This window comes from Kibdelosporangium banguiense (assembly GCF_017876405.1).
In the GTDB taxonomy this organism is placed as follows: Bacteria; Actinomycetota; Actinomycetes; order Mycobacteriales; family Pseudonocardiaceae; genus Kibdelosporangium; species Kibdelosporangium banguiense.
This window is the reverse complement of record NZ_JAGINW010000001.1, coordinates 10130640-10155323: the sequence shown is the minus strand read 5'-3', so window position 1 is coordinate 10155323 and position 24684 is coordinate 10130640. Positions and strand designations below refer to the sequence as shown.

The following is a 24684-nucleotide window of genomic DNA, read 5'->3' as shown; positions in this document are numbered from 1 at the left end:
CTTCACCCCCCGAACTGCACAGTGCTCGTCGCCATCACCCTGCCGACCGGAAGATCGACCGGATCGTTGCAGGTCAGCACCGGATCTCCGGCGCGGGCGGCGGATTTTCCGTTGATCCGGACCGTGAGGCTGCCGAGGACGACCCGGCCCTGGTTGGTCGGGGGCTTGACGAACGTCCCGCCCGGCGGAATGTGCGGCGGCAGGTTCGTCGCCGTGCTGCCGACGGTGGCCGCGGGCCTGCCCTCGATCCGGACGTCGCGGGACACCTGCCCGACCAGGGTGCCGTTGAACGGCAACGGCACCGGGGCCGGTGGCGCTGTGCCAGGCGGCTGTACCAGGTGGGTGTCCATCGCGGTGACCCGGTCTCCGAGTTTCGCGGCCGGTTTGCCCATGACGTGTTTCCCCTTCAGAAGGAATGCCTGGCTAGTTGATGTCGACGGTCAGTCCGCGGATGGTGACCTTCTGCCCGGCGGTGGTGGACAACGTGGTCCCGGCCTCGGCTTTCAGTGATGTGCCCGCGGTCAGCTCGACGCCCTGCCCGGCCTTCGCCTTGAGCGAGGTGGTCGCGTCCAGCTCGATGGTCTTGCCCGACAGCGTGATCGCACCGTCCGGTGCGGACAGCTTGATCCCGCCGGAGCCCGCCTTGACGGTGATCTGGTCGCTGGTGCTGTCGATGGTCACCGAGCACTTCTTGCCCTTGTCGATCACCTCGATCTTCTCCTTGCCGGGGGTGTCGTCGAACCGGATCACGTGGCCGCTGCGGGAGGTGATGAACCGCCAGTTGTTCTCGGCCGGCTTGCCGTCGTCGGGCGGGGGAGGGTCCGGGGCGTTCCATACGGCACCTAGGACGTAAGGCGCCCGGCTGTCGCCCTGGAGGAAGCCGACCAGCACCTCGTCGCCCTTCTCCGGCCGGAACACCATTCCCCGGTGTTTGCCCGCCATCGGGGTGACCAGCCTGGCCCAGTCGCTGCGGGCGTCGCCCAGTTCCGGATAGCTGACCTTCACCCGGCCGAGGTGTTCCGGATCGTTCAGGTCGATCACGAGACCGACCAGCAGGCCGTGCCCGGCGGGAGGTGGCATCGGGTGTCTCCTCAGTCCTCTCGGCGGCAGTCGAAAGAGGTGCGGTAGCCGGAGTCACCCAGCGAGTGCTGGGTGCCCGTGACGAAGTAGGTGCCGTCGAACCGGGGCCCGACGCCGTCGATGCGCACCTTGCGGCCGGCCCGCAGGCCCGGCAGGCCGACCGTGGACCCGGTGGCCTGGATCATGCTGTTCCCGATCTCGGCGAGCCGGTCCTTGGCGATCCGGTGCGCTTCCTGTTCGCTGGCGACCACCGCGTACACCACCTCGCCCCGCCCGTTGAACGCCTTCCGCACCGCCGGGTCGCCGGAGGACCCGCGTTTCGCGGTTGCGGTGATCTGCTTCTTGCGCCTGCGGTCCCACGCCCATACCACCACCTCGTCGACCTGCCGCGCGGTGTTCAGCGTCGGCTCGAACTCGATCAGCGACTTGCCCCAGGTCAACCGGTAGTCGACCCGGCCGGCCGCGGCCGACGGCTCGAAGTGCAGCACTGGTTTTCCCCCGGAGAGGTCCTCGTCCACCCACAGGTCGTAACCGGCCCGCGCGGCCAGCCGCATCAGGAACAGCACGTCGTATTCGTTTTTCTGCAACAGGTACGGATACGGCTGCTCGTCCGAAGGCGCGGTGTGGATCGGTACCCCGATCTGGTCGGCGACCTGCTTGGCGATCTGACTGGCGGTCTTGTTCTCGTACACGGCGATGTTCTGCTTGTCGCGCAACCGATGCAGCAGGTTGAGCACGGTCACCACCAGCGTCGGCCGGCCGGATGCCGGGAAACTCGGCCGCATCGCGGTGATCTCACCGGTCATCAGCCGGCTCAGCGCGCCCTTGCCGCGGTAGCCGACCCACAGGTCCAGCTTCTTGCCTGGCAGGAAGGTGCTGGTCTCGCTGTACTTGAACGTCCGTTTGGCACTGTCCCAGTTGTTCACGGTGATCGAGAAGCTGTCGACCTCGCCGATCCCATCGCGGTAGGTCACGTCCAGCACGTCGTGCAGCACGTCGCGCGGCATCCGCTTGCCTGGCGGGTTGACCTCGAACGCCGGGACGTAGAAGTCCTGGCCCTGGTAGATCACCTGGCTGGTGCTCATGAGGCCGCCTGGCCCAGCGGGAGCGGGGGGATCTCCAGCAGCGTGCCCGGTTCCGGCCGCCTCGGATCCACACCGGGATTGGCGTCGGCGATCGCCCGCCACTGCCGCGGGTCGTCGTACGCCTCGGCCGCGACGGCGGCAAGTGTGTCGCCCCTGGCAACGACCCGGATCTTGGTGTGGTCCGGGGACTGGAGCTTCAGTTCGGCGAGTTGGGTCTCCAGCGACTTGTACTCCCGCATGGTCAGCGTCACCGTGGCCCGCAACGGGATGCCGGCCGGGCTGAACAGGGTGAAGCGCTGCTGCACCTGCTCGGCGACGGCGGTGAACGACAGGCCCTTGCCCCAGGTGACCCGGAACCGGGGAGCGGCATGGGTCGCCGGCTGGATCTTGACCAGCTGGTAGACGTGCCTGGTCAGGGTGGTCACGTCGAGCGCCTTGTCACCCATGCCGGACTCGGTGGTGTCGAACAGCAGCTCCAGGGTCAGCCGCTCGGTGTCGCCCCGGACGAACTGGAGAATCGGCGAGTCCACCCCGGGAATGCCGATCTCGGCGAACTGGGCGCCCTTGGCGAGCGTGTAGTCGGCCGGGTTGAACTGGGCGTCGAACTGGTCGAGCAGGCCACGGGCGCGGTCGACGGCAGCCTTGTCCAGCACCTCGAAGTGAATCTTGGTCAGGGCCATCGGCTTCAGTCCGCACTCGACCGGCGGCCACCGGCATCCGGCCACAGGTCGGTGGCCTCGGCCAGCAGCGCGGCGGCCCGCCGCCTGCGGTCCAGCCGGGCGGCCACCAGGTCCGCGATCCGGTCAAGGTCCTCGTTCGTCCACGAAGGACTGTCGGGTTGGGTGCGCACCTGGCTGGTCAGACTCTCGATGTGCAGCGGCACGACGTCATCTCCTCCGCTCAAGACCCTCATGGGCCAGTTCGACGGTCTCCACCGCGACGCGGCTCTGTGCCGCGTCGAGCTCCGGTCCGATCCAGGTCACCGGCAGGGCCCGGGAGAACCGCCATTCGGCCACCACGTCGGTACCACCCGGATCGCGCACCAAGATCGCGCCACCACGGCGGCGGACGATTCCGCCCGCCAGTTCGGCGTACCAGTCCCACAGCACCCGGTCGGCCACCCCGCGCCGCAGCGTGATGTCGCTTTGTGTGATCCGGACCGGCAGCTTGTGCACGTGGGTGTTCAACCCGCCCTCGGTGAAGTCCTGGATCTCGGTGTGCAGCCGCAGGCCGCCGCACTCGCTGAACCCGCCGACCGTGAGGGCGTCCAGCCGGACCTCGAAGCGGAAACCGAGGAACGGATAAGTCCGGGTGCCCAGCTCAGACATGCTCGCCTCCCGGCTGTTCGGCCAGTACTCCGGCCGGCGTGCGGACCATCCGGACCACCAGGAACTCCGCCGGTGGTGGTGGCCGAATCCCGATCAGGCAGGCGATCCGTCCCTCGGCGAGGTCCGCGGGCGGATTGACCGACTCGTCGCAGTGCACCGAGTACGCCTCGTCCGGTGTCGCCCCGGCCAGCAGTCCTCGCCGCCTCGCGTCTTCAAGGACGTTGCGCACCAGACGTTCCAGCTCGTCGCACAAGCTGGGCCCGTTGGCCTCGAACACGGTCCACGCGGTCTCGACCGCGATCTGCTCCTCCAAAGCCAGCAGCAGCCGTCGCACGTTCAACTGCCCCAGCCACGAACCCTGCTCGGTCATCGTCCGGTTGCCGAGCACGCGCACACCCCGAACCGCCCTGACCACGTTGACCCCCGCGTGGTTGAGGTCGCCGTGCTCCACCTCGTCCAGGTCGACGGCGGTGTCGATGGCCAGCTGTAGGGCGTGTCCAGCCGGGGCCTTATGCACTCCGATCGTGTTGTCACCCAATGCACAGAGACCAGCGACATGGCCGCTGGGTGGGATGAGCGTCCGTTCACTCGGTGTACGGTCGGGGAGCACGATCCAGGGGTGATAGAGAGCGGCGTAGGACGAGGTGAACCGGGCACGCCACGCGATTGCGTCAGCCGTACCCGCGAAAAGGCCGTCCGCGCCGTCGCGAGGAGCATCCAACAGCGCGACCCGGTCACCTCGTCGTTCGCAGTGCCAGACCACGGCCTGCTGCACCCGGGCCGCCTCCTCGGGATCGAACACCGCGCGTGGCGGCCCAAGCCCCATCCGGTCCACTGTGGACTTCGGGGCGCAGGGCCGTGGCTTGGCCACGTCACCCCACTGCACTGGCGGTGAGAAGCAGTCGGGCACGCTCACCATGGAGACCTCGTCGACCAAGTCAAGCGCCTCCACTCCCCAGCGGGCCTGCTCCGCACCGAAATGCTCGGGACGGAGACCGGCCAGGCCGTCCGCGCCGCCGGTGAGCAGTACGCCGTCGGCGGAATAACCCAGCGGATGCCCGACGACGCCGACCGTGTGGACCGTGTCGTCGGCCCACCACCGCACTGTCACCAAACGTGATCCCGTCACCGGGTCGTTGAGCACGGCGATCGGATCCCGGCCCACCGGGTGGTCCGGGGTGCTCGCCAAGCCACGCCACGTCTCACGAACGCCACCGCAGCGCAGTTCCAGTGAGAAGGTCCCGCCCAGCGCCGGCCGCACGTGGCATTCGATCTTGTTGCCCCAGGTTCCCGGATTGCCGGCCGTCACCATCAACGGGACACGGGCTTCCCCGACCATCACCGCGGCGCTGGCGGCGATGGCGTCGTCCGGGTTGGCGACCCGGACGACCCAGCACCGGTTGCCGCCGTTGGCGAAGAACGCCTCCACCGCGGACGCGAGATAGGCGTACCGGAGTGGAGCACCGAACACCCCTTGGAACTGGCCGAATCCGTCGACCCGAACCGCACTGTGCAGCGGCCCGCGCTCGGCTACACCGACGAAACCGGCAACGTCGGTCGGCACGACCGTGCGGCCCTGCGGGGCGGTGTCCAGCCATTCCATCTGGACACCGGGGGAGTGGTGCCTGCCAGACGGGTCTGGCCGCACGGAGGTGGTCGAGTCGCCGTGCACGCTATGCCGCTTCCAGCTCGAAGCTCTCCACGACCAGCACCAGTTCCTCGACCGCCACCTCGGTCGCGGTGCCGGTCAACTGCGGTGCGGAGTACTGCTTGGGCCACGCGTTGGTGAACTTCCAGCGCAGCGCGGGCTTGCCGGCCTCGTCGTTGAGCACGATGTGGCCGGTGCGGCGCACGACCGTGCCTTCCAGAACCGTGCGCCGCCACTCCCACAGTTCCCGGTTGGTGGTGAACCCCCGTTTCAGGGTGATGTCGCCGAACTTCTTCAACCCGGGCAACTTGATCACACTGAAGTCCATGTTGCCCTCGCGATACTCGATGACGTCCTGCTCGGTGTTGGCACCACTGCACTCCGAGAAGCCGTGTGAGCCGGCAAGTCCGTCGATGTCGAGGGTGAAGTTGAACGCCGCGAACGGATCCACTCGCGTTCCGGTCTGTGCCATGGTCGTTCCTCCAGGTGATTGGCCGGGATCAGGCGGTGGCCTCGATGGTCTTCTGCGAGAACCGCAGCACCACGAATTCCGCCGGGCGGACCGCGGCGAGGCCGATCAGGCAGATCAGACGGCCGTTGAGGATGTCGTCGGCCGACATGGTCGAGTTGTCGCACCGGACGAAGTAGGCCGCCTGCCGGGTGCTGCCCATCAGCGCGCCGTCCCGCCACACCTGTTCCAGGAAGGTGTCGACCGTCCGGCGCAGCCTGGCCCAGGTGGGTTCCGAGTTCGGTTCGAACACCACCCACTGCAGGCTGCGTTCCACCGACTCCTCGACATAGGTGAACAGCCTGCGGACGTTGATGTAGGTCCAGTCCGGCTGGCTGGCGATCGTCCTGGCGCCCCACACCCTGATCCCCTGCCCGGTGGCCCTGAAGTCCCGGATCACGTTGACGCCCTGCGGGTTGAGGATGTCGTGCTGTCCCTTGGAGATCGCGAACTCCAGCGGTCCGACGCCCGGCTGCACGTCCCGGGTGAGGATTCCCTGTACCTGGTAGTTCGCCGGTGCCTTGTGCACGCCCCGGCTGACGTCGTTGTTGGCGTAGATACCGGCGACGAACCCGCTGGGCGGCACCAGGATCGGCGCACGGGTGGCCGGGTCGAGTATCCGCAGATGCGGGTAGTAGATGGCGGCATAGTCCGACCGGCGGCCGACGTACTTGGTGGCGATCTTGGCGACGTCCGCCTCGCCCGGCCCGACGTCGAGGATCGCGAACCGGTCCTTCAGCTTCTCGCACTGGTCGAGGACGTTGCCGACGATGGTCCCGCGCTCGGCGTCGTCGGTGATCAGCGCGGTGTTCACCGCGTCGGGCACCGCGAGGATGGCCACCTCGTCCACGGCGGCCAGTGCCTCCAGCCCGGTGGGCGCACCTCCGTCCGCCCCGTCCTGTCCCTGGAAGTCACTGGCGGTCGGCTTCACTGAGGGGTCGTCGGCATCGACCGCGAGTGGGGTCCAATCGCCCTGGCTGGGCGGGGAGGGGGTTCTGCCCGGCGGCCAGGCCAGTGAGATGAGGTGGGAGGCGGCGTTGACCACGCCCGCCGCGTACCGCCCCGCGTGGGGGTCCGCGCCGAGTTCGTCGTAGTCCTCGGACACTGTCGGAGGGGACTTGACCGGGTCGAAGGGGTCTGGCGGCTTGCCCCGGTAGTAGGCCACCTGCAGCCGGAATCCGTTGGTGTTTCTGGTGGCCGGGATGACCCTGACGTACACCCGCCCACCCCAGCCACCCGGACCGGCCGCTGTGACAGTCGGCGCGGCGTCGCCGTCGGCGGGCAGGGTGAGCGTCGCGGTCGTGGCCGTTGCCGACTGTGCCACGACTCGGGCCACGAACAGCCGCTGGCCGCCGTTGGTGAAGAAACCCTGCACCGCGATCGGCAGGTACGACTGGGCCGGGTCGAGAATGCCGCCGTACCAACGCTGGTACTCGGGCCATGAGGTGACCAGCGTGGCGTGGGTCGGCCCGCGTTCGGTCAGGCCGGCGAAGCCCGCCGTGCTGGTGCTCACCCCCTGGATCGGGAGCACGTCGCTGGGCAGCTCTTCGACGTAGGTGCCGGGAGAAAGGTACTCGGGCATCTACCCTCCTCTGTTCTGCGGGATGTAATGACGCTCGATGGTTTCCAGAGGCCCCGTCGCGTCCCCCGGGTACAGCGACGCATAGATCGTTCTCACGTCGACGATCAGTGCGGTGTCGTCAACGCGGGTGCTGTCGATCCGCACCACCCGCACCACGTACGTGACCGACAGCCGGTACGGGGTGTGCAACGCTTCCCAGATCCCGACCGACTCGGCTTGGTCCTGGCGACCAAGGACGACCCTGATCTCGTCGACCGTGTGCGCGACGGGGTCATGGACGTACACGATCGGGTTGTCGTGCAACCGTTGCATCGAGCAGCTCAGCAGGATCTGGTCGTTCTCTGCCGCAGAGGCGAACGGGGTCAGCAGGTAGTGCAGGTCCAAGGCGAGCGGCGGCTGCCGGCGGGCTGTCGTCCCCGGCGGCTCCTCGACGGGGACGTTACGCAGGTAGCCGTTCTCCACAACCCGGTACAGCCACATCGAAAGACATCCCGGCGTGTCCTTGGCTGTGTCGGCCGGATTGGTGAACACGACGCCTCTCGTTGCGAGCGCGTTCACCTCCGGGTCGGTGCGGAGTCCCTCGGTGAGCACCTCGCGCAACGCACGGCTGACCATGTTCAGGGCGAGGTGGACGTGGCCCACTCCGGCACCTCTTCGTCCGCCGATTGGGTGGCCGCCCGCAGCAGTGCCGCCGTCCAGCGACGCAGCAACTCGGCGATCCGGTCCTTGGTCAGGTCGGCCACCGTCTGCTCGGCCGTGCTCTGCTCACCGGTGAGCGTGGACACCTTGTTCTGGGCTTTCGCGAGCGCCCGCTGGGTACGGACCACGTCGCCCCATTTGGCGAACACGAGCTTGTGGAACTCGTCCGTCGTCGGTATGAACAGTTCTTCCTCGAACTGCCGGATGATCTCGTCCGCCGTGGCGTACGCCTCGAAGGTCCGTAGGGGATCTTGTGAAGCGTCCTGCACCTTCTTGTCCAAGGCGGTCAGGGTGGTCAACTGCGTCGCCAGAGCAGCCGGCAGGTTCATCAAGCTGTTGAGGTACTCCTGCTTGTCGGCGAGTTCCCGCGTGCGCAGCGCCAGTTCCCGTTGGGCCGCCGTCAGGTGTTCGGTGATCTCCTCCAGCTTCGCCCGTGCCTGGAGGATGTCGTCCCGGTAGGTGCGGATGACCAGGTCGGCGAGATCGGCCTTGTCCTCCAGCACCCGCCGGAGACAGGGCCATTTGTCGTCGACGCGGGACCGTAGGTCGGCGAACTTCTTCAGGAAGTCGCCAGCGGCGTAGGCTTTCTCGTTCTTGTCGATGTCGTCGCGGTTCTTGTTCAACTCCTTGACGGCACCTTCAATCGCCGCCGCGTCCTTGGTGAGCGTCGCGGCGAACAGTTTTCCGTATTCGGCCTGCTTCTTCAGCTCGCGCAGCACGGTGTCCGGATCGTCGGAAGGGTTTGTGTTGTTGTCGTTGGTGTCGTCCGCCATGGCCAGCCTTCGGGTTGGAGAATCGGCACGGATGTTCATCGAACTCGGTCGCCGAGCCGGAAGATCTACAAGGAGTAGCAGACGGTGCGCACCAGCACATCGCCGTCCTTTTCGGACCAGGCCGGTTCGGCCACCTTGCGGAAGAAAATTGTGAATCCGCCGTTGAACCGCTCATAACCGGCCACTTCGACGGCTGCGAGATAGTCGTGGGCGATCGACTCGGCCTCCTTGGAGGACAGCAGAACCGTCCTCGAACTGAGGTTGTCGACGAAAACGTTCCTCGACCAGATCGTATTGATCTTGTGGTTGCTCAAGTCCTTGGCCGAGATCTTGTAGTCGTCCACGAGGACGGGCAGCGCGGAGGCGCCGTCCTTCCCCGGATCGCCCTTGTCTCCCTTGTCACCCCTCGGCCCGGGTTCACCCTTGTCGCCGCTGTCACCCTTCGGCCCTGGGTCTCCTTTATCGCCCTTGTCGCCTTTCTCGCCCGAATCGCCCTTCGGCCCGGGATCACCCTTGCCCCCCGGGTCGCCCTTGGCGCCAGCATCACCTTTCGGGCCGATATGACCGTCCGCCCCCGGTTCTCCCTTGTCTCCCGGGTCGCCCTTGACGCCGGGATCGCCTTTGTCGCCGGCCACACCCTTGTCGCCGGGGTCACCCTTCGGGCCGATGTCTCCCTTCGGACCACGGGTGCCCTGCAGCCCGGGGTCACCCTTCGACCCCTGGTCGCCCTTGGGTCCGGTATCGCCTTTGTCGCCGCGTTCCCCCTTGTCGCCCTTCTCGCCGTGATCTCCCTTGTCGCCCTTGGGCCCGGGGTCGCCCTTGTCACCTTTGTCGCCACGGTCTCCCTTGTCGCCCTTTGGGCCGGGGTCGCCTTTGTCGCCCTTCGGACCCCTCTGCGAATGATTCATGTCCTCATCGGGGTCCGGTCCGGCCACGCCACCGGATGGCTCGCTCACCGTGAGAGCGACATTGCCGAGCACGTCACCATCCGGTCCGCCCCTGCGCACCTCGATGCTGTGTTCGCCTGGTGACACGTCGGCCCCGACAGTGATATCGGCAGAAGCCGTGACCGCGCCGTCCGGGTCGGCGGTCGCAGTGAGGTCCCGCACTTCCCCGCCGTCGATGGCGGCAGAGAAAATGCTTACCGAGTCGACGTCGGACGGAAGTCCGTCAATGGTGATCCGTACGCGTGAACCCGGTTCGACTCTGGCTGGAGTGAAAATGGCATGGAGCGTTTGCGCGGTTGTCATCGCGGATTTCCCTTCCACAAGGGACGCACGAACATTGCGTATCAGCAAGCACATTTTCTGGGAACGTGTGAGCCCTCATTACGGGCTACCGTCGATACTGGCGCAAACAATTCGTGATCACAATCGGTTCACCCTTTAAGGCTAAGCGTAGCGTTCACCCGAATAGCCCACTTTCCGGGCAGCCCACTGGGTGGTAAGGCCGCCACAAAAGGTGGAACTTGAGCCCCTCCGGACACTTACTGTTATGACCGGTAGGCTATTTAGTGGTAGCACGTCGTGCATCCGAGCGGTTATCGCCCGAGAGCATGGCGATCACCGCTGTACGCGTGATCTGTTGTGACGCAGCTGTCGGATATCGGAGGGTAGACGATGGTCAGCCGAAAACAATGGCGGGGCGTCGGCACAGTGCAAACCAGGTATCACCGAGCACCGCAGGAACATCAGGCGTTCATCCTGTGCTGGTCGAAAACTCGGTTACCGGTTCTGGCCTGGACTTCACGCGGCAGGTCGGGTATTCGTTGAGCAGTCCGCCGAGACACTACCGGCGGCGGATCGTGTCGATCCGTGCCGGGAATGGGATCATGTTCGGTGCATCGTCGGGAGCACGCAGATGCATCCCGTCACCTTGGTGGCTGCGCCCGGCGTTGTAATGGGCGACGTAGACGTCGAGCACGTGGCGTAAGTGCCTTTCTCTGGTGACGAGGATCCGGTCGGTGCACTCTCGGCGGACGGAGCCGATCCAGCGTTCAGCGAAGGCGTTCATCCGCGGGGTCTGTGGTGCGGTGAGCACGACCTGGATGCCGATGGAGGCGAAGATCGCGTCGAAGGCGGTACCGAACTTCGCATCGCGGTCGCGAATCAGGTATCTGAATCGGTGCCCGGCCTCCTCCAGGTCGCTGGCAAGTCCGCGGGCTACCTGAACCATCCAGTTCGCAGTCGGATGATCGGTAATGCCGAGTAGGTGGACCCTGCGTGTCTTGATCTCGACGCAGCTCACCTGGATACGAACCGCGCCCCAGGTTCGGTTCTCCCTCGCTAAGCGCACGATCAGGCTGGCCAGCTCGTCGCTGATCGGTGGGCGACCTGGCGGGCGAGCAGGACAAGCCAGGACAGCACCTGACCGAAGAGCCAATAGACCAGACGAACAGACACGACAGCCGACCATCAGACGTCACGATCGCCCAGGGGTCAACCAGGTGGCCGCATTCTCGACCAGGACAGTCATTTATGGGATTCTCGGATATTCTGTCGATCCTGCCGTGGGTCAGCGTGTACGTGTGGCTATGGCTGCGATACCATCGGGCTCACTCACGTGGGCCGACGAGCTTCCTGAGCAACTCCCGCCTTTTTTGCTCGTTGTCTTTCGCCGCTTTCAGATCGCTATCCCATTTCTCGGCAATGCCCGTCAGAAAATTCTCCCATCCGCCGGGGAAGCGGCCGAGTTCGACCAGCATCCTGTTGTTCTTCAACTTCCCGCCCGCGATCTTGTCTTCCTTGTGTCCGAGCATGCTGGATACCGGGTTCGCGGTCTTCTCGCTCGAACGCCAGTTATGGACGTAGCCGACTGGGCTTTTGGCTCCCGGACCAACGGTCTCGATTCCGACCATGAGCGAGCCTTCTTTGGTCGCCGTCGGCTTCTGGTATACCATGAGCATGTGGCCATGCGAGCCATCCGGAAGAATCACCGCGCCGTTGAAGTCGAGCTGCCCAAGGCCGCCGGCAGCCAAGTTCAGTCCATAGATCTCCGCGTCACGTTTGACCACGTTGATCAGCGAGGCGAACATCCCGCCCTTCTCCTCGAACCTCCCGTCACCTATGTCCACCCGGTGCGTGGCGAACCCGCGCTTCTCGTCCTCGCGTCCCTTTCCGTCCGAGGTGAGTCCCAGCCAGTCGGTGAGTTCATGGCCGGTCTGCTCGGCGGTCAGGCTGGGGATTCTGATAGTGACCCGGCCTCCGTGAGCCAGGGCCCGCGCGACATCACCTTCCTTGTAGTCGACGTGGCCCGGCGCGCCGTCACCCTGTTCCCGCCACACCTGCAGGCCGTGTCGAAGTATGTGAAACACTCGGGTCAGAATGTCGGTCGCACGTTTGTTCTTCTCCCAATCGGATTTTTTCACGGTCGCCGCCGGCTCGGTCAATGATGCATCGATCGTGCGCACGAACATGTCCCGGATCTGCTCATCACGCTCCCGTTCGACTTCCTTCCGCTCATCTTCACCCAACGTGCCGCCCTTGAGCGCGAGGTGGCGACCGAGAATATAGGCAGGATCAGTTGGCGTTAGATTGGCGTCTTGACGACGGACACCCTTCCATTGCAAGGTTGCGATGAGTATCTTCTTTCCGGCGGGTAGTGGGTGCCATTGTAGATAATCCTTTTTGTTCAGATACTCGCGGGCCGCTTCCGAAGTGTCTATCCCGGCGTCGGTCAGCCACTTCGGGTAAGTCGGACTGGCCGAAAGAACTTCGATGTCGTCCAGATCGTCGTCGCTGAACAGGGGGCCGACCTTCAATCGCTTTTCCAGAATTTTCTTGATTGTGCTCGCGGACGACTTCTCCGGAGTTTTCGCGTCGCCCTCGGGCCCGTTTCGCCGTTTCTTGGTGATGCTCGCCTTGAGACGTGCCTTCGCCTCGATCCCGGCCGGGTCGCTCCCGCCGTTCTCGTCGTCCGTGGTGACGCGCTGGATCGCCCCCTCGTTGTGGGCCAGAGCTTTGGCTTCACCTCGCACGGTCGGCGAGAGGCCGGACATGACTCGATCGACATTGGCCTCTGCCGCCAACTCGAATGCGTCACCCGGATCGGAGACGCGCAGACCGGTGCCACTGTCGGTGCCGCCCACCGTTCCGGACCGCTGCTGAAGTACATGGGTCAGCTCATGGGCGAGGGTGCGCCGCCCCGCGGCGGTGGCAGGGGCGTATGCGGATCGCTGGAAGACGATGTGCTCTCCAGCGGTGAACGCCTGGGCCTGGACCGCTTGCGCGGCCGCATGGGCGAGGGCGCCGGCGTGCAGCCGAACGGTGGACAGGTCCGCGTCGAGGCGGGACTCCATATCCGCGCGCAGTTGTGGCCGCAACGGCGATCCGGGTTCACGAAGCACGGCGTGCACCCCCGCCGCCGTTCCGGACGGCTGGCCGTCGGCCTCGCCACGGGAGGGCGTGGACCGGCCGAGGTGCGTCGTCGATGGCTTCCTGCCGAGCACGAGGCCGGCTACCGCACGAGACACACCCCTGCCGGGCTCATCCCGTCCTGGTGACGTCGCCGCGGGGTTCGGGGCGCGGCCGCGGAGGTGAACCGCGACGCCCTGGGAATCCTGCTGTTTCCTGGTCCTCATCGTCGAATCCTATTCGTTGACCGCTGCGCCGAGCGAACAATCTCGGGGTGGCCCCATCACCGATATCATCCGATCTATGGCGTCAAGATCGCGAGCCCTGGACCCCATTGAATCGACGCCCGGATGAGTGGGATTCGTCGCTGAGGGCTTGCAGAGAATCACCATGCTGATTTGATCTTGCGCGTGGGGCGGTTGTCGTGTTCGAGGACGCGAGCGGTGAGCGCGGTGAGCGCGGCGGGTGGGAGGCTGCGGGCGGGGTGGCTGTCCCGTACTGGTCGAGTAGGTGCTTGATCTTGTGGAAGGTGTGGTGCACTGCGGCTCTGCTGCTGCCTAACAGCACGGCGAGAGGCTCTGCGGGCAGGTCGAGTCGGAGGTGGAGCACGGTGGCCAGAACCTGTTCAGGGAAGAACCGATCACTGGCCCTGAGTATTCACCGCGATCTTGACGCTGGAGCGTGTCAGACAGAGAAAAGTGCTCCTGGACTGGGAAAATGAGGGTGTCTACGCCTATTCCCCAGCTATCCCAAGGAGCACTGGAACATCCGCAACATCGAGGTCCTCGTCGACCGCGACGCGGTCACGTCCGGCCAAGCCGCCGCCTGTGAACCCTGGCTGCACTATGACCTCGGCCACGGATACTCCGGCTATCCGGCAGTGTTGCAGCCGGCGAAACGGCGCTGTCGTTCCCAGCCAACCCGAAGTCCGTTGCAGAGCCATGATGACCGAAGGGCTCTCGTCACGTGACAACAGGAAAGGTCTTACACAAGGTAGTCACATGTGGGGCGATCGTCGCCGGCTGCAGCTTTCCGATGCATGGCTGATTCGACGACCGTCTATAGGTTGCCCGACACCGCCGTGCGGATCGCGTTCCAGTTCTGGGTACGCCACCAGTCGAATAGGTCGATCGGGAAACATCAAGCGGCTAGGATAGAGTCGATATGGCAGGCCCAGGGGTCAGGATTCCAGTCGGATCGTAACGTTTTTTGGCGGCGGTGACGTCGGGCCACGTAGCTCCATAGTGGTCTTCCCAGGCGTGATTGTCGAAGGCCTGCGAACCGATGGGGTAGCGTACGCCACCGATAGATCGTGCTGTCTCGAATAGCATGCGGTTGCGTTCGAGCATTCGTGTCGCGAATTCTGGATCAGGGCCCACGTTCTTCGACGCGCCCAGGATGTCGAACAGCCAGACGTAATGGTCATCCTCGGGAATGCGCAGCCTCGGCGAGTGGAATGCGCTGGTTTCGTGGGGGAAGGCCAGCACGAAGCCGACGCCCGGGCTCCAGTCCTCTTCGGTGAGTTGCGAGACCACCTGCGCCACATAGGCCTGCACCGTCTTGTCTGGCAGAAACACGTCGAACCACGGCTTGACGCAATCGTCCCAGCCCTGTGCGCTCAGGGCGTCGAAGAACGCGTCGTAGGTGGTCACCTGCTGGACGTAGTCCTCGTCGATCTGCTGCCTGTCGGCGGGCGCTGGCAGTGCGCGCAGGAGATGCTTGTCGTCGGGCGAGGTGTTTGCGTCGTGAAACTGGTGCACGTGGAGTTGGTAGACCGGCGGGGTAGTAGCTGTCGGTGGAAGGATCATGCAGAACAGTTCGTCGACTTCGCGCCGAATGAGCAGCGTGCGCATCGCGTCGAACGCGGCATCGCTGCTGGTGTAGTCGAGCAGGTAGGTACGGACGAAGGGCAGAGCGGGGACCAGGTCGATCACGGCTCGGGTGATGATGCCGACCTGGCCGAGGCCGGCCAGCGCCGCGTGGAACAGATCGGTGTGCGCATCAGGTCCGCAGCGCACGATCTGCCCGGTCCCGGTGACCACCTCGAGCTCGCGTACCCGGTCGACCTGGCCGCCTACTCGGTAGGCGGGACTGACCCCACCGACGCTCAGCGTGCCGCCGACCGTCAGCCTCAGGTAGCCGGTCAGCGCGGGGAAACGCAGCCCTTGCTCCGCGGCTGCCTCGACGAGGTCTCGCCACATCACACCGGCATCGACCTCGGTGTGGTCGGTTCCAATGGTGTGGATCGTGGTGAGCGCGGTCATGTCGATGACGAGTCCGCCGGGGGCCAGACCCTGGCCGTGGGTGGTGTGGGCAGCACCGCGGGCCGCCACGGCGATGCCGTGGCGGGCGCAAAACTTCATCATGGCGGCGATGTCGGCGGACGATGCTGGCCGCAGCACCGCTCCCGGGCGACCGAACACGATGTTGCCGAGGTCGCGGCCGGCTGCGTCGAGGACTTCGTCGGACAGGATGAGTTCACCCTCGAGTGGTGGAACAGGGGCACTGTCGGTGGTTTCATGCCGGCGCACCCACCGGCGGCGCGATGCGTCGAACCTGACCGAGGGCTGGTCCATGACAAGGCCTCCGTTGCGCAGGGGGTGTGGTGGACAGCTGCCGCGAATCGATCAATTGTCGCAAGGCGCCTGCGGCTGTTCTATGCGCAAAACCCGCAGATTTGCGGGTACTGGGGCTGAGTAGTTGTTGCAGGTTCGCCGTGACAGGTAGGTAATTGCAACGGCGGTTGCGGGCCTGCGGATAATGGACCCCTGTGACCAGATAGCAGGGTGAGTGGTTGTACGGGTGCGATTGCGACAGGGGAGGGCATGGTCAGCGGCGTTCCGGGCCGATCTGAAAGGCTCGCGACTGGGGTGACCAGTTTTGTCGGACGCGACCACCTACTGGCGGAACTGCTGGATCTGCTGCGCGGATCCCGGCTGGTCACCCTGGTCGGCCCGGGCGGCGTGGGAAAGTCACGTCTGGCCGCTGAGCTGGAGCGACGCCACCGCGACAACTTCGGCACGGTCGCCGTGGTGCTGCTCGCGAAAGTCGACGCCGCCGGGGTGGTGGAGCGGGAGATCGCCGCCGCGCTGGGAATGGTGGACTACTCAGCCCGCCCGGCCTACGACACGCTCGTCGAGCACTTGCGCGGCCGCGGTGACGTGCTGCTCATCCTGGACAACTGCGAACACTTGTGGGAGGACGTCGCCGAGCTCGCCGGCGCGCTCATCGAGGACGTGCCCCGGCTGCGGCTCCTGGCCACCAGCCGGTCCTACCTCGGTGTGTCCGGGGAGCGCGTGTTGCAGGTTCCGCCCCTGTCGGTCGAGGCCACAGACCACAATGGACGGTCCGAGGCAATGATCCTGCTGATGGACCGCATGCACGCCGCCGGCAACTCCACCGGTGACATCGCCGCCGACGAGGCCGCCGACGAGCTGGCGCGCTGGTCGTCGGGCCTGCCACTGGTACTGGAGTTCATCGCGGTCCGGCTCGGCAGCGGCCTGACACCCGCCATGGTCCTCGAACGCCTCAACGGCGGCCGCCTGCTCAGCGCCGCCACTGGCCGTCAGAGCCGCCGCGTGCAGCCGCATCACAAGACGCTGCACGACGTCCTGGACTGGTCGTGGAATCTCTGTTCCCCCAAGGAGCAGCTGCTGTTGGCGCGCATCAGCGTCTTCAGTGGCAGCTTCGATCTCGATGCGGCGGAAGCGGTGTGCACCGGCGGCGACATCGCGCTCGAAGACGTGGTCGACCTGGTAGGCGAGCTGGTGCAGCAGTCCTGGGTCACCACCACCAAGAGCGGCCGTTACCTGCAACTACGGCCGATCCGCGAGTACGGACTGCGCCAGTTGGCCGCCTGCGGCGACGATGACCGGACCCGCAGAGCGCATTGCGCGTACTTCCGGGCGATGGCTGCGAACGCGGCGGTGTCCTGGTTCAGTCGCGACGAGGTCCGGTTGCTGAACCAGATCCGGGACAATCTGTACGACTTCCGCGCTGCGGTGAACTATTGCGCCACCGCACCGGACACCGTCCACTTCGGTCTGGAAACGTGGTTCAACCTGACCCGCGTGCGGGCGTGGTTCTTCTTCGGAATGCTCGGTGACGGCACCGAGCTGTTGCAATACATGCTGGATCTCGCTGATCTGCCGGTAGGGCCCGAACGCATCAGTGTGACGGCGTTGCTGGGGTTCAACCTGCTGTGCCAAGGTGATCAAGCCGGATCGGCCAAATACCTGGATCTCTGCCGTGACATGGCCGAGCAGGCAGGTGTGCCCGAGGCTCCTGCACTGACCTTCTTCGCCGGTTCGCACGCCCTGTTCTGCGACGATTCCACGCAGTCGATCCCGCTGCTGAAGCGGGCCTGCGACCTGTTCGCCCAGGCAGGGCCGGGCTTCCGGGGCGACCAGGGGATGGCTGAGCTGCTGGCGGCCATCGCCGGAGGGCTCGTCGGCACGCCTGCCGACGCTGTGCTCGCTGAACGATGTCTGGCCCACGCCGAGGAAAGCGGTGCCGAGTGGGCGGTGAGCTGGGCGCTGTGGGCGAAAGGCGTCACCCCGCTGCTGCACGGCGATCCGTTCACCGCCATCTCCCTGATGCAGGACGCGCTGGACCGGCAGATCACCCTGCAGGAGCGATGGGGAACGATCTGGTCGGTGGAAGGCTTGAGCTGGGCGACGGCGGCGCTGGTCATCCAGCTCCAACTCGACGGTGAGGCGGCGCAGCGGGCGGTCGAGCTGCAGGGCGGCGCCGAGCAGCTGCAGAAGGACAACGGCATCTACATCGGCGGTTTGGCCCCGATGCGCAGGCAACGGGACAAGGCCAGAACCTCGATGGTGAGCGTTCTCGGCGAGGCGGTCTACACAGCGGCCTGCGAACGCGGCGCAGCCCTTGCCCGGAGCAACCCCCAGGAGTTCCTTGCCGGAGCGAAGCGCCCGGTTGTCCTGAAGAACAGTCTCGACATCCTGACCCCGCGTGAGCAGGACGTGGCGCTGCTCATCGGCGACGGTCGGACGACCCCGGAGATCGCCGCCAAGCTCAACCTATCGCCACGGACCATCGAGAATGTAGTCCAAAAGCTGTACGACAAAGTGGGCGTCCGCCGTCGGCCCGCGCTGGCCGCCTGGGTGCAAGCGCAGCGGTCAGGGAGTCCACGTGACGGGCAGTGACCGCACTCCGCGTATTACCCCGTAGGTGGTCTCTATCTGCTGGCCGGGTGCGAGTGCGAGTCGGTGGTCGGGCATCGCCTCCAGGACTTCCCGGATCACCACACCCAGTTCGACGCGCGCCAGGTGCTGGCCCAGGCACCGGTGCGCGCCCGCGCCCCAGGCAAGGTGCCTTCCCTGATCGCGCTCGAGCCGGAACTGGTCGGCATCGGTGACGTGCTTCTCGTCGCGGGTACACGACCCCCCAGGCCAGCAGGAGCCTGTCGCCGGGGTGCAATGCGACGCCTGCCAGCGTGGTTGATGCCAGGACCGTGCGGCCGGTCGCCGCGACCGACGACTCATAACGCACCGATTCCTCGATCAGGTCAGGGATCAGGGTGGGGTCGGTGACAATCCGTCGGCGTAGTTCCTCGTCGCGTGCCAGCACCAGCAACGTGTTGGCGATCGTGTCCGCGGTGGTCAGGTGGCCGGCCGCGACCATCAGGAACGCGAACTTCACCAGTTGCAGTTCGGTGGCCTGGTCACCGATAGTGGAGTTGATCACTTGAGTGAGTACGTCGTCTCCGCTCCGGCCTCGGCGCTCGTGTACCTGTTCCCGCAGGAACGCCAGGTAGTGCTCAGCGGCGGATCGCGCCCGCTCCGGGGGCAGTGAGCCGGCGGCGATCGCACGGCGACCACGAAGGCCACATCGGATCGGCAGGCACACATTCGCAAGACCACCTGACCGGCCGAGCGCTACCGGATTTGTGACTGGTAGTGACCTGTCGCCGATTGCAGGTTCGCGGCCGGCCGTTGCGGGTTCGCGGGTAACTGTGCGGGTTCTGCTCTAGTGCGCGACCGAGCCCACCACGAGGATTTGACCCCCGCCACCGATTACGACAAATGGAGCTGTGCGTGCCGACATCGCTGGTGATCGTGGTGGGCTTGCCCGCGGTGTTGATACTTCTCGTCCTGCTGGTCCGGCAGCGACACGTCAGCACCCGGTTGCGGGGTCATCTCATCGCCGCACGCCAGGCTGTCGAACAGCGCGACGGCGAGCTTGAGCATCTGGGCAGGGCGCGCATACCCGCTGTGGTCGAGTCCGTTGGCGGCAAACAGGGCGAGGTGCCACCTCCGTTGTACCCGCAGCTGGAGAGCACCCGATTCGGACAGTTGCTGAACGGCTTGATGGACATGGCCACGAACTACGAGTCGACCGCGCTGCGCCGGGCCGATGAGCAGGCTAGGTCCGCGATTCTCGCAACCGCCCGCAGGGTGCAGAGCCTCGCGGCTCACCAGCAGGCCGCGATTTCGGACATGCAACACAAGCACGACGACCCGGAGGTACTGGAAGGCCTTCTGGTCATCGATCACGCCAACGCCCAGTTGAGCCGCCGCGCGCAAACACTCGCCGTGTTGGGTGACTCCTGGCCAGGCACTCAACGCTCCATGGCCGCGGACATCGTCGATGTCGTACGAGGTGCCACGTCGCGGATCCGCGACTACCAGCGCGTGGAAGTCACCTCCCGAGCTGCCGCTGCGGTCAAGGGCAGCTGCGTTGAGCCAGTCGTGCTGGCCGTGGCCGAACTACTCGACAACGCCGCCAGCTTCTCCGAAGCCAGCGTGCGAGTGGACGTGCAGCAGGCTTCCAACGGGATCGCGATCGTGATCGACGATGCCGGTATCGGCATGACGCCGGACCAGGTCACGCGGGCGACCTCCCTCCTGACCCGCGGCGCCTCGGTGAAGATCAGCGAGCTGGGCAACCCGGCGCAGATCGGGCTGCCCGTGTGCGGTGCACTGGCCAAGCAGTACCGCTTCAAGGTGTCGGTGGACACAAGCTCCCCCTACGGAGGTGTCCGCGCGGTGGTGTTCGTCCCCAACGAGATGCTGGTCTCCCACACAACGACAGAGGACCACCATGGTCGCCGTCCGGTGCCAGCGGTGCCGCCGCCAACGCAGGCCGCCGCTCCCGCGGTCGATGCGGCGGTCGTCGAACGCACGCCGAACGGCCTCCCGATCCGCCGCCGCAGGGAGCCCTCCGCCCTCGTGGCTCCTGCGGCGGCTTCTCGCTCCCTCTACCCCCAACCCGCTGCTCACCGTTCAGTGCAGGCAAGCGCGGACAACATCGCAGGCTGGCAGGACGCCGCTGCTGCGAACCGTGGCCATGCGACGTGGAGCGACGACGAAAGGATTGTCGAGTCGTGACTCGACCCATAACCGACAACAGGCTCGGCTTTCTGCTCGATAGAACCCTGCAGGGCGTCTCAGGCGTCAAGCATGGAGTCCTGTTCACCGACGACGGTCTACTCAAGGCGTACTCCACAGGGCTTCATCGCGACGAGGCGGAGCGACTGGCGGCCAGCCTGACCGCACAGGCGGCATTGGCACGGCAGGACGGCGAGCACTATTTCGGCTGGCAGCAAAGCGTAATCGAGTACAACAGTGGTTACGTCGTGCTCGCCCCGGCAGCGCTGAATACGAGGCTGGGCTTTATCACCACGCCAGAGGTGAGCCTGGGTGACCTGACACTGAAGCTGGCGGAGCTGGTGCAGCGGGTCGGCGAGGAGCTGGCAAGCGAACCCAGGCAGGACATAGGCAGCAGCGCGTGACTAACCCGCGTCGGCGTGACGAAGCGCTGGTGCGGCCCTACGTGGTAACCGACGGGCGGGGTACACCCAGCCGCGACGATTTCCACCACATCACCCTGATCAGTGCTGTGCGCAACAACTTCGACGGCCTGACTCCGGAGAAGGCACGGCTGGTACGGCTATGTCTGGGCGGACTGCTGTCCGTGGCCGAGGTCGCCGCCCACCTCGCGCTTCCCGTCGGCGTGACCAAGGTGCTGCTGGGCGACCTCGTTGACACCGGCCACATCACCACCACGTCGCCACGCGCACGTACAGCACCGCCCACCCGCGAAGTCCTCGAGGAGGTGCTCCATGCGCTCCAGCGTCTCTGAGACCGGCGTGGCCTACCTGCCCAGCGGCGTGCAACAGGCCGTGAAGATTCTCATCACCGGCCCCTTCGGCGTTGGCAAAACCACCCTGGTGTCGACGATGTCGGAGATCACGCCCCTGCGCACCGAGGAGGTCATGTCGCAGGCAAGTGTGCCCGTCGACGACCTGAGCGGGGTTCCCGGCAAGACCACGACCACCGTCGGGATGGACTTCGGCCGACGCACCCTGACTGACGAGATCGTGCTCTACATGTTCGGCACACCCGGCCAGAGCCGGTTCCAGCCAATGCTGGAACTCATGGCACAGGGGGCGCTCGGCGCGCTGGTCCTCGCTGACACTCGCCGTCTGGACCAGTCGTTCGAGGTGATGGAGCGCCTGGAAGGCATGTCGCTGCCCTATGCCGTGGCGGTCAACCATTTTCCAGAGTCGCGGACCTTCGCCGATCAAGAGCTGCGCGAAGCACTCGACCTGCTGCCGGACACCCCGCTGGTCACCTGCGACGCGCGGGATCTCCATTCGTCGGCGAGTGCGCTCGCCGCCCTGGTCGCGCACATCCTCACCCCTGACAAGTAGGAGTCCACGTGCAACCCACCCTCGGCGGTCCCGCGTCTCCGCCTCCGGGCTGTCCCGCACATGACCGCATTCCACTCTACGACTCGAAATTCGCCCAGAACCCCGCTGTTGTCTATGATGACCTACGCCGCCACGGCCCGGCCGCGCTCGTCGAGCTGGCGCCCGGTGTGCCGGCCATGCTGGTCACCGGCTACGCGGCGGCCTTGCGGGTACTGCAGGATTCCGTCACATTCCGCAAGGATCCCCGCCACTGGCAGCAGGGCATCGACCCGAACAGCAACATCGCTGCGGCCATGATGTACCGGCCGAACTGCATGTTCGCCGACGGCCTTCAGCATGACCGGCTGCGTGGGGCCGTCACCCGGTCACTGGCCAAAGTGGATCGCCACGAACTTGCCGTCTACACGCGACAGACAGCGGAAGCGATCATCAGCCAGCTCGGCGGCCGCGGCCACGCCAACCTGCTCACCGAGTACGCCATGCCGCTGGCCTTGCGCGTCTTCACGCACATGTTCGGCTGTCCCCAGGACCTCGCCGACAAACTGATGGCCGGCACGAACGCGATCTTCGACGGCGGCAACGCCGAGCAGACCAACGCCATGCTCGAGGAAGTGCTGCACAGGCTGATCACCCTCAAGCGCGACCAGCCCGGCGACGACGTCCTGTCCTGGATGCTCGCCGATGAGGCGCAGTTGACCGAGCCCGAGCTGATGCATCAGGTCCTGGTCGTCATGGGCGCCGGGGGCGAACCCGAAGCGAACCTGATCACCAACGCGTTGCTGCTCATGCTGTCCGACGAACGCTTCGCGGGCGACCTCTACGGCGGGACCGTACCGGTTGATCAAGCACTCGACCACGTGCTGTGGCACCTCCCGCCCATCTCCAACTACGGAACCGTCTTCCCCACACACGATGTCGAATTCGAGGGCACCATCCTCCCCGCACACCAGCCGGTAGTGATCAGCTTCGCGGCGGCCAACACCGACCCAGCCCTGGGCGACCCCACGAAGATGCGCAACCGTGCCCATCTGGCCTGGAGCGCCGGTCGCCACGCCTGTCCCGCACAGGAGATGGCCAGGCTGATCGCGACTAACGCCGTCGAGCGGATTCTGGACCGGTTGCCCGGCATGGAACTGGCCGTTCTCGTCGACGAACTCACGTGGCGCGAGGGACCATTTCACCGGGCGCTCACCGCTCTGCCGGTGCGGTTCCCGCGAGTGGCCGTACCCGCACTCGTCAACACCCCAACCATACCGGCCACGGCAACCGTCGCGTCGACCTCCGCCTCCGCCGCACCTCGTCGTCGAACAGGCAAACGTCTCTGGGCAAGGTTGGTGTCGTGGTGGCACGGCGAGTGAAATCAATGTGCTGTCACTACCTCGCTTCCGCCACGCCGCGCTGGGCGGCCGTCCCTGGGGGTACGGCTGTCCAGTTGCCTGCTCACACGTCTCGCTCATGACCACGTGCTCGTGCTTGGCCAGCCGACCCAACTTGAAAAGCCGCAGCGGAAACGGCTGAGCTGATCGTTCGTGCTCTGCTCAGCGAAGCATGGACCGAGCACTGGCAAGCTAAGGCACACGGACTGCGCGAGCCCTGTGAGACTCTGTTGCTTAATTTGGTTATGCGGCGAGACCCGGATCAAGCCTGGTGAGATGGCTGGCTCGTCGGTCGCGTGGCGTGCCGGTCAGCCAGGCGTCCAGCCGGATCAGGTTCAGAGCAAGAACAAGGAATCGGCGTGACCGTTCACGAACTGCATCCCGAGTCCGGGTTCACGACAGATGTGTTCGACCGTAGCGCGCCGCCTGTGTTGACCGTGGACCCAGGCGACACCGTTGTCGCGCGATCGCTCGACGCGGCTGGGTTCCTGGAACGGCAACGCTCACCAGGGGAGCAGCGGCCGACGATGTTCGACGGGCAGCGCGGCCACTGCCTCACCGGTCCCATCGAAGTGCGCGATGCGGAACCGGGGAATGTGCTCGCGGTCCACATTGTTTCGGTCAACCCGGCTGACTGGGGCTGGACCGTCGCCGGTGCCAAAAACAACGCGCTGAACCGCGCGCTCGGTCTCACCGGAGCACCTTCCTGGCTGCTATGGGAGATCGACGCGGACCTTGGGACCGCCACCAGCGACCGCGGCCACATCGTACAGACCTCCCCGTTCCTCGGCGTGATCGGCATGCCGCCGAATGAACCGGGCCACTCCACGATCCCGCCACGAGCCGCTGGTGGTGGGAACATCGACTGCCGTGACCTGACTGCGGGGGCGACATTGTTCCTGCCGGTCACCGTACCCGGCGCGCTGCTGCACCTCGGCGATGGCCATGCTGCGCAGGGCGATGGCGAGGTATCCGGCACCGCGATCGAATGTCCTATGACGACGGAGGTGACGCTCGACATCGTCACTGATGCTCCGATCTCCGGCCTGCACGCCGTAACTCCCAGCGGGCGTATCACTTTCGGGTTCGACGCAGACCTCAACGCGGCGATGGCGGAAGCCCTCGCCGCGATGGTGACGTGGATGCAGTATCTGTACGACCTTGACAGGGGCACAGCAACGGCACTGGCCAGTTCGGTCGTGGACCTGCGCATCACGCAGGTTGTGAACGAGACATGGGGCGTCCATGCCGTACTGGCACACGGGGCGATCACCTGAGTCATGGAGCTCTGACCGGCGGCGGGACTGAGGACATTGTCGTACGCAGATACGCCGAGATACCCACGTTTCTGGCCGAACGTGGCGAGTTTCAGCCACGCGCCGATTCACCTCAGTGGCCCGGCCCTCACCCGGCTGATTCCTCCCGGCAAGGACCGTGACTGGGAAAACCCTGTCGCCAACCGAATCCAGAGCCGTCGACTCGAGTACATCCGTCGGATTAGTGACCGGCATGCCGCCACACCTGTCAGGGAACGGCATGGATACGTTCAGCTCGTATCCATGCTGATCCCAAGGAG

The 24684-nt window shown here is 65.8% G+C and carries 24 protein-coding genes and 1 pseudogene; 8 read left to right on the top strand and 17 right to left on the bottom strand.

What is annotated here, in order from left to right; all coding sequences use genetic code 11:
• Nucleotides 1-2: 2 nt before the first annotated feature.
• The 16 genes and pseudogenes from JOF56_RS45775 to JOF56_RS45705 form a co-directional block, all read right to left on the bottom strand.
• Nucleotides 3-392, bottom strand: coding sequence for a PAAR domain-containing protein (locus JOF56_RS45775; RefSeq protein ID WP_209645780.1), 390 nt, complete (start codon nucleotides 390-392; stop codon nucleotides 3-5).
• A 31-nt stretch (nucleotides 393-423) separates the two neighbouring features.
• Nucleotides 424-1080, bottom strand: a complete 657-nt coding sequence (locus JOF56_RS45770) for a phage baseplate assembly protein V (RefSeq protein ID WP_209645779.1) — start codon at nucleotides 1078-1080, stop codon at nucleotides 424-426.
• 11 nt (nucleotides 1081-1091) lie between these two features.
• The gene (locus JOF56_RS45765; RefSeq protein ID WP_209645778.1) at nucleotides 1092-2165 is read right to left on the bottom strand and encodes a phage late control D family protein; all 1074 of its coding nucleotides are present in this window, start codon (nucleotides 2163-2165) and stop codon (nucleotides 1092-1094) included.
• A complete protein-coding gene (locus tag JOF56_RS45760; RefSeq protein WP_209645777.1) occupies nucleotides 2162-2845 on the bottom strand; it encodes a CIS tube protein in 684 nt (227 codons plus the stop codon). Before JOF56_RS45760 ends, JOF56_RS45765 begins: the two co-directional genes overlap by 4 nt.
• Nucleotides 2846-2850: 5 nt before the next feature.
• On the bottom strand, nucleotides 2851-3048 hold the full coding sequence (locus tag JOF56_RS45755) for a hypothetical protein (protein WP_209645776.1): 198 nt from the start codon (nucleotides 3046-3048) through the stop codon (nucleotides 2851-2853).
• Nucleotides 3049-3052: 4 nt separating this feature from the next.
• Nucleotides 3053-3493 (bottom strand): phage tail protein, encoded by a 441-nt coding sequence (locus JOF56_RS45750; RefSeq protein WP_209645775.1) that lies wholly within the window; start codon nucleotides 3491-3493, stop codon nucleotides 3053-3055.
• Nucleotides 3486-5165, bottom strand: coding sequence for a phage tail sheath family protein (locus tag JOF56_RS60455; protein ID WP_209645774.1), 1680 nt, complete (start codon nucleotides 5163-5165; stop codon nucleotides 3486-3488). Before JOF56_RS60455 ends, JOF56_RS45750 begins: the two co-directional genes overlap by 8 nt.
• A 1-nt stretch (nucleotide 5166) precedes the next feature.
• Nucleotides 5167-5613, bottom strand: coding sequence for a phage tail protein (locus tag JOF56_RS45740; protein ID WP_209645773.1), 447 nt, complete (start codon nucleotides 5611-5613; stop codon nucleotides 5167-5169).
• Nucleotides 5614-5641: 28 nt separating this feature from the next.
• A complete protein-coding gene (locus JOF56_RS45735; RefSeq protein ID WP_209645772.1) occupies nucleotides 5642-7231 on the bottom strand; it encodes a phage tail sheath family protein in 1590 nt (529 codons plus the stop codon).
• Nucleotides 7232-7873: a Pvc16 family protein gene (locus tag JOF56_RS45730; RefSeq protein WP_209645771.1), complete on the bottom strand. Its 642-nt coding sequence runs from the start codon at nucleotides 7871-7873 to the stop codon at nucleotides 7232-7234.
• The gene (locus tag JOF56_RS45725; RefSeq protein WP_209645770.1) at nucleotides 7849-8703 is read right to left on the bottom strand and encodes a coiled-coil domain-containing protein; all 855 of its coding nucleotides are present in this window, start codon (nucleotides 8701-8703) and stop codon (nucleotides 7849-7851) included. The genes JOF56_RS45730 and JOF56_RS45725 overlap by 25 nt, the downstream gene beginning before the upstream one ends.
• 65 nt (nucleotides 8704-8768) lie before the next feature.
• A complete protein-coding gene (locus JOF56_RS45720; protein ID WP_209645769.1) occupies nucleotides 8769-9683 on the bottom strand; it encodes a collagen-like domain-containing protein in 915 nt (304 codons plus the stop codon).
• 808 nt (nucleotides 9684-10491) lie between these two features.
• Nucleotides 10492-10878, bottom strand: coding sequence for an integrase core domain-containing protein (locus tag JOF56_RS45715; protein ID WP_209645768.1), 387 nt, complete (start codon nucleotides 10876-10878; stop codon nucleotides 10492-10494).
• A 379-nt stretch (nucleotides 10879-11257) separates the two neighbouring features.
• Nucleotides 11258-13048, bottom strand: coding sequence for an eCIS core domain-containing protein (locus JOF56_RS45710; protein WP_209645767.1), 1791 nt, complete (start codon nucleotides 13046-13048; stop codon nucleotides 11258-11260).
• Nucleotides 13049-13440: 392 nt separating this feature from the next.
• Nucleotides 13441-13688, bottom strand: a pseudogene (locus JOF56_RS58840) (helix-turn-helix domain-containing protein); the annotation flags it as partial.
• A 515-nt stretch (nucleotides 13689-14203) separates the two neighbouring features.
• A complete protein-coding gene (locus tag JOF56_RS45705) occupies nucleotides 14204-15631 on the bottom strand; it encodes an FAD-binding protein (protein WP_209645766.1) in 1428 nt (475 codons plus the stop codon).
• A gap of 294 nt (nucleotides 15632-15925) precedes the next feature.
• Between JOF56_RS45705 and JOF56_RS45700 the strand changes: the two genes are divergently transcribed.
• The gene (locus JOF56_RS45700) at nucleotides 15926-18223 is read left to right on the top strand and encodes a LuxR C-terminal-related transcriptional regulator (protein WP_209645765.1); all 2298 of its coding nucleotides are present in this window, start codon (nucleotides 15926-15928) and stop codon (nucleotides 18221-18223) included.
• Here JOF56_RS45700 and JOF56_RS58835 read toward each other — a convergent pair.
• Nucleotides 18197-18562, bottom strand: coding sequence for a cytochrome P450 (locus tag JOF56_RS58835; RefSeq protein WP_245378674.1), 366 nt, complete (start codon nucleotides 18560-18562; stop codon nucleotides 18197-18199). The genes JOF56_RS45700 and JOF56_RS58835 overlap by 27 nt on opposite strands.
• A 121-nt stretch (nucleotides 18563-18683) precedes the next feature.
• Here JOF56_RS58835 and JOF56_RS58830 point away from each other — a divergent pair, with 121 nt between their 5' ends.
• From JOF56_RS58830 to JOF56_RS45665, 7 genes are all read left to right on the top strand, one after another.
• On the top strand, nucleotides 18684-18872 hold the full coding sequence (locus JOF56_RS58830; RefSeq protein ID WP_245378673.1) for a hypothetical protein: 189 nt from the start codon (nucleotides 18684-18686) through the stop codon (nucleotides 18870-18872).
• A gap of 242 nt (nucleotides 18873-19114) precedes the next feature.
• Complete coding sequence (locus JOF56_RS60450; RefSeq protein WP_209645764.1) at nucleotides 19115-20407, top strand: ATP-binding protein; 1293 nt, start codon at nucleotides 19115-19117, stop codon at nucleotides 20405-20407.
• On the top strand, nucleotides 20404-20811 hold the full coding sequence (locus JOF56_RS45685) for a roadblock/LC7 domain-containing protein (RefSeq protein WP_209645763.1): 408 nt from the start codon (nucleotides 20404-20406) through the stop codon (nucleotides 20809-20811). Before JOF56_RS60450 ends, JOF56_RS45685 begins: the two co-directional genes overlap by 4 nt.
• Nucleotides 20808-21161: a DUF742 domain-containing protein gene (locus tag JOF56_RS45680; protein ID WP_209645762.1), complete on the top strand. Its 354-nt coding sequence runs from the start codon at nucleotides 20808-20810 to the stop codon at nucleotides 21159-21161. The genes JOF56_RS45685 and JOF56_RS45680 overlap by 4 nt, the downstream gene beginning before the upstream one ends.
• Complete coding sequence (locus JOF56_RS45675) at nucleotides 21142-21732, top strand: GTP-binding protein (protein WP_209645761.1); 591 nt, start codon at nucleotides 21142-21144, stop codon at nucleotides 21730-21732. Before JOF56_RS45680 ends, JOF56_RS45675 begins: the two co-directional genes overlap by 20 nt.
• 8 nt (nucleotides 21733-21740) lie before the next feature.
• Nucleotides 21741-23090 (top strand): cytochrome P450 family protein, encoded by a 1350-nt coding sequence (locus JOF56_RS45670; RefSeq protein WP_209645760.1) that lies wholly within the window; start codon nucleotides 21741-21743, stop codon nucleotides 23088-23090.
• Between the two features lie 377 nt (nucleotides 23091-23467).
• Nucleotides 23468-24385 (top strand): acetamidase/formamidase family protein, encoded by a 918-nt coding sequence (locus tag JOF56_RS45665; RefSeq protein ID WP_209645759.1) that lies wholly within the window; start codon nucleotides 23468-23470, stop codon nucleotides 24383-24385.
• Nucleotides 24386-24684: the final 299 nt, after the last annotated feature.

Coding starts and splice junctions, on each gene's coding strand:
- JOF56_RS45775 (WP_209645780.1), bottom strand. CDS start 392: ATGGGCAAACCGGCCGCGAAACTCGGAGACCGGGTCACCGCGATGGAC.
- JOF56_RS45770 (WP_209645779.1), bottom strand. CDS start 1,080: ATGCCACCTCCCGCCGGGCACGGCCTGCTGGTCGGTCTCGTGATCGAC.
- JOF56_RS45765 (WP_209645778.1), bottom strand. CDS start 2,165: ATGAGCACCAGCCAGGTGATCTACCAGGGCCAGGACTTCTACGTCCCG.
- JOF56_RS45760 (WP_209645777.1), bottom strand. CDS start 2,845: ATGGCCCTGACCAAGATTCACTTCGAGGTGCTGGACAAGGCTGCCGTC.
- JOF56_RS45750 (WP_209645775.1), bottom strand. CDS start 3,493: ATGTCTGAGCTGGGCACCCGGACTTATCCGTTCCTCGGTTTCCGCTTC.
- JOF56_RS45740 (WP_209645773.1), bottom strand. CDS start 5,613: ATGGCACAGACCGGAACGCGAGTGGATCCGTTCGCGGCGTTCAACTTC.
- JOF56_RS45735 (WP_209645772.1), bottom strand. CDS start 7,231: ATGCCCGAGTACCTTTCTCCCGGCACCTACGTCGAAGAGCTGCCCAGC.
- JOF56_RS45725 (WP_209645770.1), bottom strand. CDS start 8,703: ATGGCGGACGACACCAACGACAACAACACAAACCCTTCCGACGATCCG.
- JOF56_RS45715 (WP_209645768.1), bottom strand. CDS start 10,878: ATGGTTCAGGTAGCCCGCGGACTTGCCAGCGACCTGGAGGAGGCCGGG.
- JOF56_RS45705 (WP_209645766.1), bottom strand. CDS start 15,631: ATGGACCAGCCCTCGGTCAGGTTCGACGCATCGCGCCGCCGGTGGGTG.
- JOF56_RS58835 (WP_245378674.1), bottom strand. CDS start 18,562: ATGAGTCGTCGGTCGCGGCGACCGGCCGCACGGTCCTGGCATCAACCA.
- JOF56_RS45675 (WP_209645761.1), top strand. CDS start 21,142: ATGCGCTCCAGCGTCTCTGAGACCGGCGTGGCCTACCTGCCCAGCGGC.